11 protein-coding genes are annotated in these 13902 nt (G+C 62.6%); 8 read left to right on the top strand and 3 right to left on the bottom strand.

Features of this window, described 5'->3' with window-relative positions; all coding sequences use genetic code 11:
- From ACP7DD_RS06190 to ACP7DD_RS06160, 7 genes are all read left to right on the top strand, one after another.
- A complete protein-coding gene (locus ACP7DD_RS06190) occupies window positions 1–1461 on the top strand; it encodes an efflux transporter outer membrane subunit (RefSeq protein WP_426173836.1) in 1461 nt (486 codons plus the stop codon).
- A gap of 155 nt (window positions 1462–1616) precedes the next feature.
- The gene (locus tag ACP7DD_RS06185; protein ID WP_426173835.1) at window positions 1617–3332 is read left to right on the top strand and encodes a dipeptidyl-peptidase 3 family protein; all 1716 of its coding nucleotides are present in this window, start codon (window positions 1617–1619) and stop codon (window positions 3330–3332) included.
- A gap of 252 nt (window positions 3333–3584) precedes the next feature.
- Window positions 3585–5279: a methyl-accepting chemotaxis protein gene (locus ACP7DD_RS06180; protein WP_426173834.1), complete on the top strand. Its 1695-nt coding sequence runs from the start codon at window positions 3585–3587 to the stop codon at window positions 5277–5279.
- A gap of 123 nt (window positions 5280–5402) precedes the next feature.
- On the top strand, window positions 5403–6107 hold the full coding sequence (locus ACP7DD_RS06175; protein WP_426173833.1) for a hypothetical protein: 705 nt from the start codon (window positions 5403–5405) through the stop codon (window positions 6105–6107).
- Window positions 6108–6231: 124 nt separating this feature from the next.
- Window positions 6232–7281 carry a BON domain-containing protein gene (locus tag ACP7DD_RS06170; protein WP_426173832.1) on the top strand — a complete coding sequence of 350 codons (1050 nt, stop codon included), beginning with the start codon at window positions 6232–6234 and terminating at the stop codon, window positions 7279–7281.
- A 141-nt stretch (window positions 7282–7422) separates the two neighbouring features.
- On the top strand, window positions 7423–8262 hold the full coding sequence (locus ACP7DD_RS06165) for an HDOD domain-containing protein (protein ID WP_426173831.1): 840 nt from the start codon (window positions 7423–7425) through the stop codon (window positions 8260–8262).
- 250 nt (window positions 8263–8512) lie between these two features.
- Window positions 8513–10090 carry an FG-GAP-like repeat-containing protein gene (locus ACP7DD_RS06160; RefSeq protein WP_426173830.1) on the top strand — a complete coding sequence of 526 codons (1578 nt, stop codon included), beginning with the start codon at window positions 8513–8515 and terminating at the stop codon, window positions 10088–10090.
- A gap of 123 nt (window positions 10091–10213) precedes the next feature.
- On the opposite strand, the gene ACP7DD_RS06155 is transcribed toward ACP7DD_RS06160, so the two are convergent.
- A complete protein-coding gene (locus ACP7DD_RS06155; protein WP_426173829.1) occupies window positions 10214–11278 on the bottom strand; it encodes an AI-2E family transporter in 1065 nt (354 codons plus the stop codon).
- A gap of 345 nt (window positions 11279–11623) precedes the next feature.
- Between ACP7DD_RS06155 and ACP7DD_RS06150 the strand changes: the two genes are divergently transcribed.
- Window positions 11624–12016, top strand: coding sequence for a VOC family protein (locus ACP7DD_RS06150; RefSeq protein WP_426173828.1), 393 nt, complete (start codon window positions 11624–11626; stop codon window positions 12014–12016).
- A 48-nt stretch (window positions 12017–12064) separates the two neighbouring features.
- Here the strand turns inward: ACP7DD_RS06150 and ACP7DD_RS06145 are convergent, their stop codons facing one another.
- Together ACP7DD_RS06145 and ACP7DD_RS06140 are read right to left on the bottom strand one after the other, a co-directional pair.
- Window positions 12065–13267 (bottom strand): serine hydrolase domain-containing protein, encoded by a 1203-nt coding sequence (locus ACP7DD_RS06145; RefSeq protein ID WP_426173827.1) that lies wholly within the window; start codon window positions 13265–13267, stop codon window positions 12065–12067.
- A gap of 316 nt (window positions 13268–13583) precedes the next feature.
- The coding region (locus tag ACP7DD_RS06140; protein ID WP_426173826.1) for a hypothetical protein at window positions 13584–13902 on the bottom strand (319 nt) is incomplete at its 5' end.

The raw sequence follows: 13902 nt of genomic DNA, 5'->3' as shown, positions 1-13902 counted from the left end.
ATGAAGAAGCCTTTCGCACTGAGCGCGCTGGCGCTGTCCATCCTGGCGCTGACAGGATGCGCCACCGTCGGATCCGATTTTTCAGAGCCGAAGTTGGCGCAGACGGCGGCATACCGCCACCTCGACGCGGCGAAGCTCGATAGCGCGCGCCTGCCGGCCGAGTGGTGGACCGTGTTCAACGACCCGGTCCTCAACGAGCTCGAACAGGTGGCGGTGCGCGGCAACCCGGGCGTCAAGGCCAGCGCCCAGCGCCTGCTGCAGGCGCAGGCGCAGCTTGGCGTGTTCCGCGCGGCGCAGGCGCCGACGCTGAACGTCAACGCATCGGCCGCCAATTCGCGCACCTCGGCCGAAACGTCGCAGGCGCTGGCGCTGGGCGGACGCTCGATCAAGGGTAACAACTTCGCGCTCGGCGCCTCGCTGTCGTACGAGCTGGACCTGTGGGGCCGCGTGCAGCGCGTGGTCGAAGCGGCCGACGCGCAGGCGCTGGCGGCGCAGGACGACCGCGATGGCGTCATCGTGCTGCTGTCGGCGCAGGTGGCGGCGAACTACTGGCAGCTGCGCGGGCTCGACGCCGAGATGGCGATCCTGAAAAGCGCGCTTGGCACCCGCCGCGAGTCCGAGCAGCTGGTTGAAGCGCGTTTTAACGGCGGCCTGTCGAACGAACTCGATCTGTCGCGCGCGCGGGTCGAGCGCGCCAACGCCGAAGCGGATTTGCACGAAGTGCAGCGGCAGCGCAATTTGCTCGAACATAGCCTCTCGACGCTGGCCGGCATGACGCCGTCGGCGCCGCTGATCGCGTCGATCGGCAACGCCGCCTTGCCGCAGCCGCCGGTCATTCCGGTCGGCCTGCCGGCCAGCCTGCTGTCGCAGCGGCCCGACCTGGCCGCTAGCGTGGCGCTGCTGCGCTCTGCCAACGCGCAGGTCGGCGTGGCCGAAGGCGCGTTCTATCCGTCGCTCAGCCTGACGGGCAATTTCGGCGTCGCCTCGGAGAGCCTGCGCGAGCTGGCCAGCGGCAGTGCGCGCCAGTTCTCGGTCGGCCCGCTGGCGCTGTCGTTGCCGGTGTTCGACGGTGGCCGCAACAAGGCCAACCTGGCCGTGTCGCGGGCACGCTACGACGAGGCGGTGGCCAATCACGAGGGCCGGCTGTTGACGGCGCTGCGTGAAGTGGAGGACGCGCTGTCGGACGTCCAGCAGCGCCAGCGCCAGGGCGAAGTGCAGGCCCAGGCGCAGCAGGCCGCGGCGCGCGCCTACCTGGTGGCGCAGGCGCGCTACGAGCGCGGCGTATCGAACTACCTGGACGTGACCGATGCGCAGCGCAGTTCGCTGACGGCCGATCGCGCCGCGGCGCAGATCCGCACGCAGCGCCTGCTGGCGGCGGTGGCGGTGGCGCGCGCGCTCGGCGCCGGCTGGACGCAGCAGGCGCCGCTGGCGACGATCGCGCAGGCGCCGTCAGCGCGCTGATCTATCTGCCGCAGGAGTCTGACCCGGCTTGTTCAGTCAAGGCTCAGACCCCGGAGTTGCCGGCAGCTTCGAACCGGGGTCAGACCCCCTGAAAGAAGATCCGGGGTCTGACCCCTTACAATGGGGCCCTCGCATTCTTTTCCGCCAAAGGACCCATGAAGAATCTTCTCGCTCCAATCATGTTGATGATCGCCGCCGGCGCCGCCGGCGCTGCCGACACCTCCGCCGTTCATCTCGACGCGATGGCCAAGCGCTTCGCGCCGGTCAGCCTGACGGCCGACACGTCGGCCCTGTCGGCCGGCGACAAGGCGGCCATCGTCAAGCTGATCGAGGCGGCGAAAATCATCGACACGCTGCAGCTGCGCCAGCGCTGGGCAGACAACGAGGCGCTGTGGGAGGCCTTGAACAAGGACCAGTCGGCACTGGGCAAGGCGCGCCAGCGCTACTTCTGGCTCAACAAGGGGCCGTGGTCGATCATCGACGGCAACCAGTCGTTCATGCCGGCCGAATACGCGGGCATCAAGATCACCGCCAGGAAGCCGGACGGCGCCAACTTCTATCCGGCCGGCGCCGGCAAGGCGGCGCTCGAGGCGTGGATGAACGCACTGCCGGCGAAGGACAAGGAGCAGGCGCAATGGTTCTTCACCACCATCCGCACCGGCGCCGACGGCAAGTTCAAGACGGTGAAGTATTCGGACGAGTACCGCGCCGACCTCGAGAAGCTGTCGGCCTTGCTCAAGCTGGCCGCGGCGGCGACCGATAACGCCTCGCTGAAAAAATTCCTCAACCTGCGCGCCGACGCTTTCCTGTCGAACGACTACCTGGCGTCGGACTTCGCGTGGATGGATCTCGATTCGCCGGTCGACGTCACGATCGGCCCGTACGAGACGTACAACGACGAGCTGTTCGGCTACAAGGCCGCATTCGAAGCCTACGTCAACGTGCGCGACCCGAAGGAGACCAGAAAGCTCGACTTCTTGGGCAAGCACATGCAGGAACTGGAAGACAATCTGCCGCTCGACAAAAAGTACCGCAATCCGAAGGTCGGCGCGCTGGCGCCGATGGTGGTTGTCAACCAGGTGTACGGCGCCGGCGACGGCAACATGGGCGTGCAGACGGCGGCCTACAACCTGCCCAACGACGAGCGCATCATCAGCCAGCGCGGCTCGAAGCGCGTCATGCTCAAGAACGTGCAGCAGGCGAAATTCAAATCGACGCTGACGCCGATTGCGAAAATTGTGCTGCGCGCCGACGCGCAGAAGGACGTCGACTTCGACAGCTTCTTCACGCATATCCTCGCCCACGAGATCACCCATGGCCTGGGCCCGCACATCACCAACAACGGCGGCAAGACGTCGACCCCGCGGCAGGACCTGAAGGACACCTATTCGACCATCGAGGAAGCCAAGGCCGATGTCACCGGCTTGTGGGCGTTGACGCACATGATGGCGAAGGGCCAGCTGAAAGACACGCTGGGCCAGGGCGCGCTGGCCCAGCGCAAGCTGTACAACACGTTCCTGGCGTCGGCCTTCCGCACTTTGCATTTCGGCCTGACCGATTCGCACGCGCGCGGCATGGCGATCCAGGTCAACTACCTGCTCGACGCGGGCGGCTTGATTTCGCTCGGCGACGGCACTTTCGCGGTCGACTTCAAGAAGATCGGCCAGGCGGTGATGGACCTGGACCGCGAGTTCCTCACGATCGAAGCGACGGGCGACTATGCGCGCGCCAAAGCGATGATGACGAAGTACGTGGTGATCCGTCCGGACGTGCAGAAGGCGCTCGACAAGATGAAGCAGTCGGTGCCAAACGACATTCGTCCCGAATTTACAACAGCTGCCTCACTGACCACGGCCGCGCCGGCCAGGTAAATTTCTGGCGTCAATATGGAAGGGCCGCTGGCGTTATTGCAGCGGCCCTTTGTATTGACGCGCGCATTTCTCGCTAGCCTGCTTGGCAATCTTTTCATTGCAATAATCTAAAGGCTATTTGTTCAGCGGCGTTACAAACATGAATCCTTTTCATTGTGATACAGTATAAAAAGTTGCTCGTAGGAACATAAATCCACGCGCGAGTACACGCCTGCCGGACCCCCGGTATTCGTCCACCTACCAGAGCATAGAATGAAAAAATCCAGCATGACAATCGGCCGGCGCCTTGGCCTCGGCTTCGGGACGGTATTCCTGTTGATGATCGCGTTGGTGGCGATGGCAGTGAGTCGCGTCAACAGCATCGACACCAGCCTGGGCCGCATCAACGACGTCAACAACGTCAAGCAGCGTTACGCCATCAATTTCCGCGGCAGCGTTCACGACCGCGCCATCGCGCTGCGCGACGTGGTGCTGGCCGCCGATGGCGGCGCCGTCGGCGTCCAGGTCGAGCTGATCAAGAAGCTGGCCGACAACTACGCCAAGTCGGCAGCGCCGCTCGACGCACTGTTTACGGGCGCCGTGTCGGCCGACGAGAAAGCGGCGCTGGCTGGCATCAAGGAGGTCGAACGCAAGACCCAGCCGATGATCGACAAGGTGATCGCGCTGCGCCTGGCCGACAGCACGGCCGAAGCGAGCGATCTGCTGGCCAAGCAGGCTGCGCCGGCCTTCGTCGAATGGCTCGCCAGCGTCAACCGCCTGATCGACCTCGAAGAAGCGCTGAGCAAGAGGGAGGCTGACAGCGCCCGCGCGGTGTCGAAATCGTTCCTGCTGTGGATGCTGGCGCTGTCGGCCGTCGCGCTCGCCGCCGGCACGGTCGCCGCCTGGTTCATCAGCCGCGGCTTGCTGCGCCAGCTCGGCGGCCAGCCCGATTACGCCGCCGCCATCGTCGGCAGCATTGCCGCCGGCGACCTGTCGATGCCGATCGACACCCGCGCCGGTGACGACTCGAGCCTGCTGTTTGCGATGCAAGGCATGCGCAACAGCCTGGTCGACATCGTCAGCCAGGTACGCGCCGGCACCGGCACCATCAATACCGCGTCGAGCGAAATTGCCGCCGGCAACCTCGATTTGTCGGCGCGCACCGAGAGCCAGGCCGGCACGCTGGAAGAGACGGCGTCGTCGATGGAAGAGCTCACCGGCACCGTGCGCCAGAACGCCGACAACGCGCGCCAGGCCAACGTGCTGGCGCTGTCGGCCTCGGAAGTGGCGGTCAAGGGCGGCGCGGTGGTGGCGCAGGTGGTCGAGACGATGGCCACGATTAACGAGTCGTCGAAGAAGATTGTCGACATCATCGGCGTGATCGACAGCATTGCATTCCAGACCAATATCCTCGCGCTGAACGCCGCCGTAGAAGCGGCGCGCGCCGGCGAGCAGGGCCGCGGCTTTGCCGTCGTCGCCAGCGAAGTGCGCAACCTGGCGCAGCGCTCGGCCGCCGCGGCGCAGGAAATCAAAACGCTGATCGGCAATTCGGTCGAGCGCGTCGACGTCGGCGCCCGCCTGGTCGACCAGGCCGGCAGCACGATGCAGGAAATCGTCACCAGCGTGGCGCGCGTGACCGACATCATGGGCGAGATCGCGCTGGCCAGCCAGGAGCAGATCGCCGGCATCGAACAGGTCAACCTGGCGATCGGCCAGATGGATGAAGTGACCCAGCAAAACGCCGCGCTGGTGGAGCAGGCCGGCGCGGCCGCCACCTCGCTCAACGACGAGGCGGCGGCGCTGGCGCGAGTGGTCGGCGTGTTCAACCTGGGTGATGCGGCAGCGTCAGCTCTGGCGGCAAAGCCGGGCATGCTGCGCGCCGCGCCGGCGCCGCAACGGGCCAAGCCGCCGGCCCCGAAGCGGCTCGCGACCGCCAGGCAGAACAGCGACGAATGGGAAACCTTTTGATGGCACGCGAACAAAACATGTTCGTTATTAGTTTTTCCACAAAGAAATATATATTGATCTGAAGGGGTAAGGAGCGCTAAAGAACTGCCGATAGGCATGTATGGTCTTCGCAAGGATACTGACATGTTCAAGCAACTTCTGATCGCGGCGCTCTGCCTCCTCGCCACCGCTGTCCCGGCGCACGCCGACGCCAGCCTGACCGCCCAGGAAACCCGGTGGCTCGCCGCCGCCGGACCGGTGCTGGCATACTCGCAACGCCTCAAACTCCCGATCGACATCATCGTCCAGCCGCAAGCGCGTCCCGGCGATGTGCCGTTCGCGATGGGCTACGACGGCAAGCGCTGCAAGCTGGTGCTGTCGATGCGCGGCAATCCGGGCGCCGAGACGATCCTCGAGACTGTGCCGGAAGAACGCCGCGGCGTGCTGATCGAGGCGATGACGGCGCACGAAGTGGGCCATTGCTGGCGTTACGTCTACGGCGTGTGGCATGCCTTGCCGGCCGGGTTTGTCGAGACCGCCGAGCTGCGCGCCGGCAACGACGATATGCTGGCGGCGGCGAAAGCGATGCGCGAAGGCCGCCGCGAGGAGGGCTTCGCCGACCTGGTGGCACTGGCGTGGATCGCGCGCCATCATCCCGACAGTTATGGCGAAGTGCACGGCTGGCTGGAAACGGTGCGCGGCACGCCGCCGGCGCACGGCAGCGCGCATGACACGCGCGCCTGGGTGGCGCTGGCGCGCGAGCCGGCCGCGTTCGGCCGCGCGGCGACCGTATTCGACGACGTCGCCGGCTTATGGAGCGAAGGCCTGCTGCTTGCCAACCGGCGTTAGACGTTTGGCAAGCAGTACAATCTGCCAGGGTGGTTTTTTCGACAAGTGTTCGTTGTCGCACAGATAAGCATCGGTTAACGGCGTTAAATACCGTCACTTACAACAATCATTCGAGGGATCACCCATGAAAACCACGATTCTCGCCACCTTGCTGGCCACCGCCGTCAGCGCAAGCTTTGCAGCAGCACCGACTGCCAACCTGAACCACGATCCTGCGACCTATAAAAACGTGACCGCCAAGGCCGCCGCCGACTACAAGGCCGCCGCCGCCAAATGCACCAGCATGACCGGCAGCGCCAAGAGCATCTGCACCGAGGAAGCGAAAGCGGCCCGCGCCCACGCCGAAGCCGATGCGGTAGCGCAGTACAACAACACCGACAAGGGCCGCGCCAAGGCGCGCACCATCGTGGCCAACGCCGATTACGCGCTGGCCAAGGCCAAGTGCGCCGACGCGACCGGCGCCGACAAGAGTACGTGCGTCTCCACCGCCGCTTCGGCCCACACCGCCGCCCTGGCCGATGCCAAGGCTGACCGCGCCGTTGCCACCACCGACGGCGTCAATCCTGTTACCACCACCGCCACGCGCGACGCCAACAAGGCTGCCGCTGTCGACAAGTGCGCTCAGATCGCCGGCGGTTCGAAAACCGGCTGCCTGATCGATAACAAGACCGGCGAAGTGACCACCCTCGGCGGCACCACGACGACGACGGTGCCTGGCACGGTCGCCAACCGTACCGCCAATGCGGTCGACCACGCCGCCGACAACACCCGCAGTGCTGCAGCCGTTGCCGCCGAAAAGACCCGCAACGCCGCCGCGACGGCCGTTGAAAAAACCAAGGAAGTGGCAGCGAACGTGGCCGACAAGACGCGTAACGCCGCCGCCACGGTGGCCAACAAGACCGACCGCGCAACCGACACCGCGGCCGACAAGTCCAGCGTCGCCGCACGCAAGTCCGGCGCCGTGGTGGCCGACTCGGTCATCACCACCAAGGTCAAGGCTGACATTTTCAAGGAGCCTGAGCTGAAATCGATGGCGATCCACGTCGAGACCGAAAAAGGCGTGGTCATGCTGAGCGGCTTCGTCGATTCGAAAGCCGATGCCGACAAGGCAGTGGCCCTGGCCAAGGGCGTCGAAGGCGTGTCGAACGTCAAGAGCGCAATCAAGGTCAAGTAATACGAATTGCAGGCAGTAGCAACAGTGCCCGCCGGTGACGCAAGTTGCCGCGCGGGCGCTGGCCCGTTGCAGGCGCCGGCGCTAGTTGCGATGCGGCCCACTATCCCACTATTCGAGTCCGTGCCAAGGTATAATTTTCCGGTGAATAAACTCGAAACCTTTGGACTCATTGCCGCCCAGGCCGAACGTGGGGAAATCATCTTCCCGACCAGCGTGAATGCCGCGCTCCGCCTGCAACTTGCGCTGGACAATCCCGACTGCCATATCGAGGACGCCATCAAGCTCGTGCTCGGCGAACCGCAGCTGGCCGCACGCACTGTGGCGCTGGCCAATTCAGCCGCCTTCAACCGCAATGGCGAGGCGACGGTGACGAACGTGCGCGCGGCGGTGATGCGGATCGGCTACCGCAACCTGCAAATGCTCGTGGCCGGGCTGGTAGTGCGCCAGTTCGGCAGCCGCATCGTCGACCCGGAACTGCGTTTCAAGGCCGAACAGTTGTGGGAGCACACCGCCCACGTGGCCGCGCTGGCGCAGGTGTTCGCCCGCCGCGTCACCTTCATCAATCCGGATACGGCGCTGTTTGCCGCCATCGTGCACGAAGTGGGTGGCTTCTACCTGTTGTCGCGCGCCGATGAATTTCCGGGCCTGCTCGACGCCGACCCGGAAAACTGGATCCAGCTGTGCGAGGAAGTGGTCAGCCGTGAGGTAATGCGCAAGCTGTCGATTCCCGATTCGGTCGTCGCGGCCATCCAGAGCCTGCGCGGCGCCCTGATGGGAATGCCGCCAAGTACCTTGCTCGACACGCTGCTGCTGGCCAACCAGTTCGCCCCGGTTCAGTCGCCACTGGCGGCGCCGGCCGATCCGCAACGCATTTCCCAAGATTCCGCGCTCGACTTCGTGTTAGACCAGCAAACGCTGGAGAACATCCAGAAAGAATCGGCCGAGGAATATCAGTTGATGAGTGCCGCCTTGCTCGTCTGATCCTGCCGGCAGGAGCGCTGCCGCCCCATGCCGTTTTTTCCACTGCCTGCATCCCGGCGATTCGCATCGCCGCAGTGCGCGTGTGCGTTGTTACTGTTTATTGCAATTATTATTCCGTCGTGAATCGAACGGTGCCTTCCCTCATGTTAAATTTTGATATCGCAACATTTTCTATCGTGCAGCGGTCTGATCAGACCGGATGTTAGCATTACTTAAGATATCAAAATATTAATCTTTAAAAGGTGGCATCATGAACAAAACACGGCTCGGTGAAGCATCCGTCCGCTCCTTCGTCGCTGTCAGCATTGCGCTGGTCGTACTCGGTGGTTGCGGCGGCGGCGGCGGCGGCGGCGCGGGTGGATCGGTACCTGGCGTGCCGGCGCCGGTGACAGCAGCGCCGACCGCCGTGTTGCTGGACCCGGTTTCGCTCGAAACCTACTTCGGCCTTGACGCGCGCATTCGCGCCCAGTTCAGCATCGATGTCGATCCTGCCACGGTCAACCCGGGCACAGTTGTTCTGATGCAAGGTACCGTCAACGTCCCGGCAACCGTGGTCCTGAACGGGCGCGACGTCGACATCAAGCCGCTCGCGCCGCTCGAGATGACGCGGCCGTATACCGTGTTGCTGACGACCGGAATCCGCAGCAAGGCGGGCGTGGCGCTCGCGCAGGAAATGCGCTGGAACTTCCTCTCGATTCCGCCGGCAGCCGATGTGACCACCGTTGAACTGTTCCCCACGACCAATCCACTCGCTGTCACGGTGGGGGACGTCAACGGCGATGGCCGCGCCGACGTCGTTTCCGTGCGCTCGGGCGGCACAGTGACCGACACGTTGCAGGTGTACTTGCAGGGCGCCGACGGCGTGCTGGCACAGCCCGTTGGCTACAAGATGAGTTCGCCAAACTGCATCCCGACCGCGGTCAAGGTTGGCGACATCAACAAGGATGGCAAGAACGACGTCGTTGTTTCCACGCTGGGCGACCGCCCCGACGCCGTGTGCGGCATGCAAGTGTTCGTCCAGAACGCGACGGGCCAGCTGACCGCGCCTCAACTGCTGCCGACCGGCGACGCCTACCGCGTCAAGCTGGTCGACATCAATCGCGATGGACTGCTCGACATGGTCGGCGCCGGCTTCAACACTGCGTCGGTCAGCGTGATCCTGCAAGTATCGGCTGGCGTGTTTGCGCCGGCGGCATCTTATCCGGTCGACACCGGCACCGACGATATGGCGCTTGGCGATGTCAATAATGACGGCCGGATCGACATCGTGCAGATGCGCGGACAGAACCGTGGCGCGCCGCAGTTTTCGGTGCTGGCGCAAAAGGCCGACGGTACCTTCGCGGCGGCAAAATACTACGACCTGCCGCCGCCGTTCGTCACCACCGGCGTGCTCGGCAACCTGAGCGTGGGCGACATCAACCAGGACGGATTGGCCGATGTTGTCATCAGCGTCACCGCCAACAAGCCGCTCGCCCGGATGATCACGTTTTATCAGGACGCCCAGGGCGAATTGAAGGCTGGCACCCCGCTCGCGTCGCCCGAACTTCCTGGCGCGACGCAGATCAGCGATATCAACGCGGATGGCAGGAACGACATTGTCGTGGTGAATCGCGAATTGAACACCGTCACCGTGTATTACGGACAACCGCGCAAGGAGGCGCTGGTAGGCTGGTTGTACAAGGTCCCGTTCACTGCCGATCACCCGGACGCGCTTGCCATTGGTGACATCGATGGCGATGGCGACAGCGATATCGTCATGGCGACCAACCATGGCCTGGTATTCATGAAGATGAACCTGAAGGCGCCTGTATCGGCAGCGCCGAAATAGCGCTTCGCTGCACCGGCCCCGGCAGCCAATGCGCTGTAGCATGGCAAAAAGCCCGCGAACAACGTTCGCGGGCTTTTGTTTTGTTGGCGCTGGAAGTCGAACCGTTGCAGCGCCCTTGGCGCCTCACGCGTGCGTCGGATTGTTCTTGTGTGCCGAGAAAATATCCCACATTGCGATGAATAGCGCTGCGACGACCGGGCCGATGACGAAGCCGTTCAGGCCGAAGATGGCCATGCCGCCGATGGTCGAGATGAGCACGAGGTAGTCCGGCATCTTGATGTCCTTGCCGACCAGGATAGGGCGCAGGATATTATCGACCAGGCCGATCACGATCACGCCGAACGCGATCAGGGCCGCGCCCTTCCACGCGGCGCCGGTGATTAGAAAATAGATGGCAACGGGCGCCCAGATGATGGCCGCGCCAACTGCCGGCAGCAACGAGAAGAACGCCATCACCACTGCCCACAGCAGTGCTCCCTGCACGCCCAGTACCCAGAAGGCGATGCCGCCGAGCGCACCCTGGGCGCCTGCGACGAGGAAGTTGCCCTTCACGGTAGCCTTGATCACGGTGGTGAACTTGTCGAACAGCAGTTGCTTGTTCTCGTTGCTGAGCGGGACGGCGCGCTGGATGCGCGCGGCCAGCGGGGTACCATCTTTCAACAGGAAAAACAGCAGGTACAGCATGACGAAGGAACTGACGATGAAGTCGAATGCATTCATGCCGATGGCGAGCACATTGGTGGCGACGAATTTGCTGCCTTGCATCGCCGCGTCCGATAGCCTGCTCTGCAGCGTGGCGATGTTGTCCATGCCAAGGCGCGCCATGATGTTGTGCGCCCACGACGGCAGTGCGTTGAAGATATTTTGCAGAAATACAGCGACATCAATCTCGCGCGACGCCACTTTTTGATACAACGCCGTGCCTTCCTGCGCCAGCGAAATGGCGATCAGGATCATCGGAAAAATCACCACCACGAGGCATATGGCGAGCGTGGTCAGCGCGGCCAGGACGGGCCGGTGCTCGCCCATCTTGCGCGAGATGCTGCGATGAAACGGCGTGAACAGGATGGCCAGCACCGCGCCCCAGAAAATGGCGCCGAAATATGGCATCAGGATGTAGCCAAACGCGACAGTCACGACGACCAGCAGCAGCAGGAAGGTTTTCGCCTGGAGTTCAGGATGGTTCATGTAGGGAGAAGAAAGTAGAGATGGGCACAGGATACATCAATGCGCTGGCACAATGGCAATGTTCGCGCGGGTCGTTCATCAACCCGGCAGGGGAGGCGGCCGGTATTGGGTTTGGCCGTTGCCCGCCCGCGGCGCGCGGGGGCATTCATCAGAATGCTCCGATCAGAAGTGATCCGGCGACGGCGTCGCGCGGAGTTCTACTCCAGGCGTGTGCTACCTGCTCATCTTGTGGAAATTTAATTTTTGGAAAGTAGGAGGCCAGTGGTCCGCCGCCGATGGTGTCGTTGCATTGTTCTATAATTGGCAAGGAGCCTCGGACACTATCCAGGGACAAAAGGAGACTAAATGTTCAATCATGTAATGATCGGTTCGAACCACATCGAACAATCGAAACGTTTCTACGACGCCGTGCTCGGCGTTCTCGGGGCAGGCGAACCAATGCTCAACAAGGCGCCATCCGGTCACACCCGGTTGTTCTACCGGCACGAGGGAAGTACTTTCTGCATCAGTGAGCCGATCAATGGTGAACAAGCGACCTGCGCGAACGGTGGCACCATTGGTTTCAAGTGCACGTCAGTTGAGCAGGTGAAGAAATTTCATGACACGGCGGTAGAATTTGGCGGCCAGTCGATCGAGGACCCGCCGGGCCTGCGTGAAGGCGCCTTGGGTGCGCTACACCTGGCCTATGTGCGCGATCCCGACGGCAACAAGCTGTGTGCGATCTATCGGCCGAAGTAAGCGTTCCAGGTAGCGCAGTCAGCCCACGCCGCCGGCTCGTGGGTTGCGCTAAGGATTCATGCGCGCGATGCGCCCCATCAGGCCAGGCCACCAGGCATTGCCATACTTGTGACCGAGACGGACGATCACCATGTCTTCGGCCGGGGCAACATAAATAAACTGTCCGAGATGGCCCTCCGCATAGAAGTCACGGCCCGGTTTGACGCCGAGTTCCGATGTCGCATCTGGCACGGTCGTGCGTCGCCATTGCCAGGCGTAATATGCGGCCCAGCGCATGCCTGGTCCTTCAACGTTCCCGCGGCTTGCCGGCGTGCTGCCGGCATGCTCGCGCACTTGGGTGCTTTGCCTGACCCAATCGGCCGGCACGATCTGCCGGCCATTGAAGCTTCCATCGTTTAAGTACAGCTGGCCAAAGCGCGCAAAATCAAGGGCGCGTGCGTTGATGCAGCAAAAGGCCTTCGGCAAGCTGTTCTTCGGGCTGTCCACGCTCCAGCTTGCATCGTAGGCAGCGCCCATCGGCTGCCAGATCTTGTCCTGCAGATAGCGTGGAAGCGGCGTGCCCGTCGCGCGTTGAACGATGGTGCCCAATAGCTGGGTATCGCCGCTGCTGTAATGATATCGCTCATCGGGCGCGCGCTCGATTTTTAGCCCTTTTAACTTGGTCGCCAGGTTGGTGGTTAGATAGAATTTGGCAGCATCGGCCCATGGCGAGCCGTAGCCTTCATCGAAGCGGATGCCGCTTCGCATTTCCAGCAGGTTGCGAATCGTGATGCGGGAAAAGCGTGTGTCGCTTGCTGCCAGCTCCGGCAAATAGCGCGTGATCGGATCGTCGATGCTTTGAATGTGACCGTCGCCGATCGCGATGCCGACCAAAGCGGACACCACAGATTTGGCGACGGAGAAGGACGTGACGATGCTATCGCGCTTGTACCCATTGTAGTAGCGCTCCATCAGGACCTTGCCGTGCTGAACGATCACGATCGCCACCGTCCCGTTGCGCTCCATGACGGCATCAAATGTCTCGCCCCGAAAGTCGGGCAGCGTCACGGTGTGTGTGTCCGCCGTAAGAAATCGTGACGCTTCCAGCGAATGCGCAACTGCAGCATTTTGAAAATGGCGGTAATCCGTGATGGCCGACTGGCGCTGCACCATCATCCATGCAGGCAGGTCAGCGCAACCGGATAACAGCACGGCAGCACTGAGCATTAAGATGCAACACGGTCGAATCAAAGGCATTTTTTTCAATGACATTTTGTTTTTAATGTGATTGAGCAGGCTTCGCGCCTGCTAAAGCGAATCGAGCATACCCCAGATAGGGTTTATTCCGCCAACTTGCAATTTGCGCACGGCGCGATCAGCCTCTCGCCTGGCGCTTTGAAACCGGACAGAACCCAAAAAACCTGGGAAGTGAATTCTTGGGCTGGATACTCAGTGGTAGGGCGTGCGGGGTTCGCCGGCGGATCAAGCCTTGCCCGCTGGCTTTGGTGCGGTGTCAGTCCGGCGGAGGTGAAGGAGGCGTCCAAGGCGGTGAAATGTGACGAATCTTCCGTCAATCCAATCGTCATGGTCAATTCCAATAATGAAGCCACCTCAATGCAAGGGGCAGGAAAACGTAGCGCCCTTCCTTGAAGTCGATGAGCTTCAGCGTGCAGTACACGGGGAGGACGATCATGGCTAGACCGATGGCGAGACGAATGATTTGCTCAAATGTAGCCGGCAAGGTCATATAATTACTCGGCACTGTCGCAGGTGAAGATCCGCAGGCTCCTAGCCTGAATGTTTCACAAACTGCCACAGCGGCCTCCGGGTTGCCGACACTGGACTTGTTTGGCTGTAATCGGAATGTCGCGGGCGATGTCGCCCCTACCCAATTGAACGGGACATCA

Origin of the sequence: Massilia sp. TWR1-2-2, from assembly GCF_049897565.1 — a bacterium.
Taxonomy (GTDB): domain Bacteria; phylum Pseudomonadota; class Gammaproteobacteria; order Burkholderiales; family Burkholderiaceae_D; genus JAFCUW01.
The sequence above is the reverse complement of the archived record's forward strand: the minus strand, read 5'-3'. Positions and strand labels throughout refer to the sequence as shown.

What these genes read in the sequence shown, in the direction of transcription:
- ACP7DD_RS06190 (WP_426173836.1), top strand. Translation starts at nt 1, where the DNA reads ATGAAGAAGCCTTTCGCACTGAGCGCGCTGGCGCTGTCCATCCTGGCG.
- ACP7DD_RS06185 (WP_426173835.1), top strand. Translation starts at nt 1,617, where the DNA reads ATGAAGAATCTTCTCGCTCCAATCATGTTGATGATCGCCGCCGGCGCC.
- ACP7DD_RS06180 (WP_426173834.1), top strand. Translation starts at nt 3,585, where the DNA reads ATGAAAAAATCCAGCATGACAATCGGCCGGCGCCTTGGCCTCGGCTTC.
- ACP7DD_RS06175 (WP_426173833.1), top strand. Translation starts at nt 5,403, where the DNA reads ATGTTCAAGCAACTTCTGATCGCGGCGCTCTGCCTCCTCGCCACCGCT.
- ACP7DD_RS06170 (WP_426173832.1), top strand. Translation starts at nt 6,232, where the DNA reads ATGAAAACCACGATTCTCGCCACCTTGCTGGCCACCGCCGTCAGCGCA.
- ACP7DD_RS06160 (WP_426173830.1), top strand. Translation starts at nt 8,513, where the DNA reads ATGAACAAAACACGGCTCGGTGAAGCATCCGTCCGCTCCTTCGTCGCT.
- ACP7DD_RS06155 (WP_426173829.1), bottom strand. Translation starts at nt 11,278, where the DNA reads ATGAACCATCCTGAACTCCAGGCGAAAACCTTCCTGCTGCTGCTGGTC.
- ACP7DD_RS06150 (WP_426173828.1), top strand. Translation starts at nt 11,624, where the DNA reads ATGTTCAATCATGTAATGATCGGTTCGAACCACATCGAACAATCGAAA.
- ACP7DD_RS06145 (WP_426173827.1), bottom strand. Translation starts at nt 13,267, where the DNA reads ATGTCATTGAAAAAAATGCCTTTGATTCGACCGTGTTGCATCTTAATG.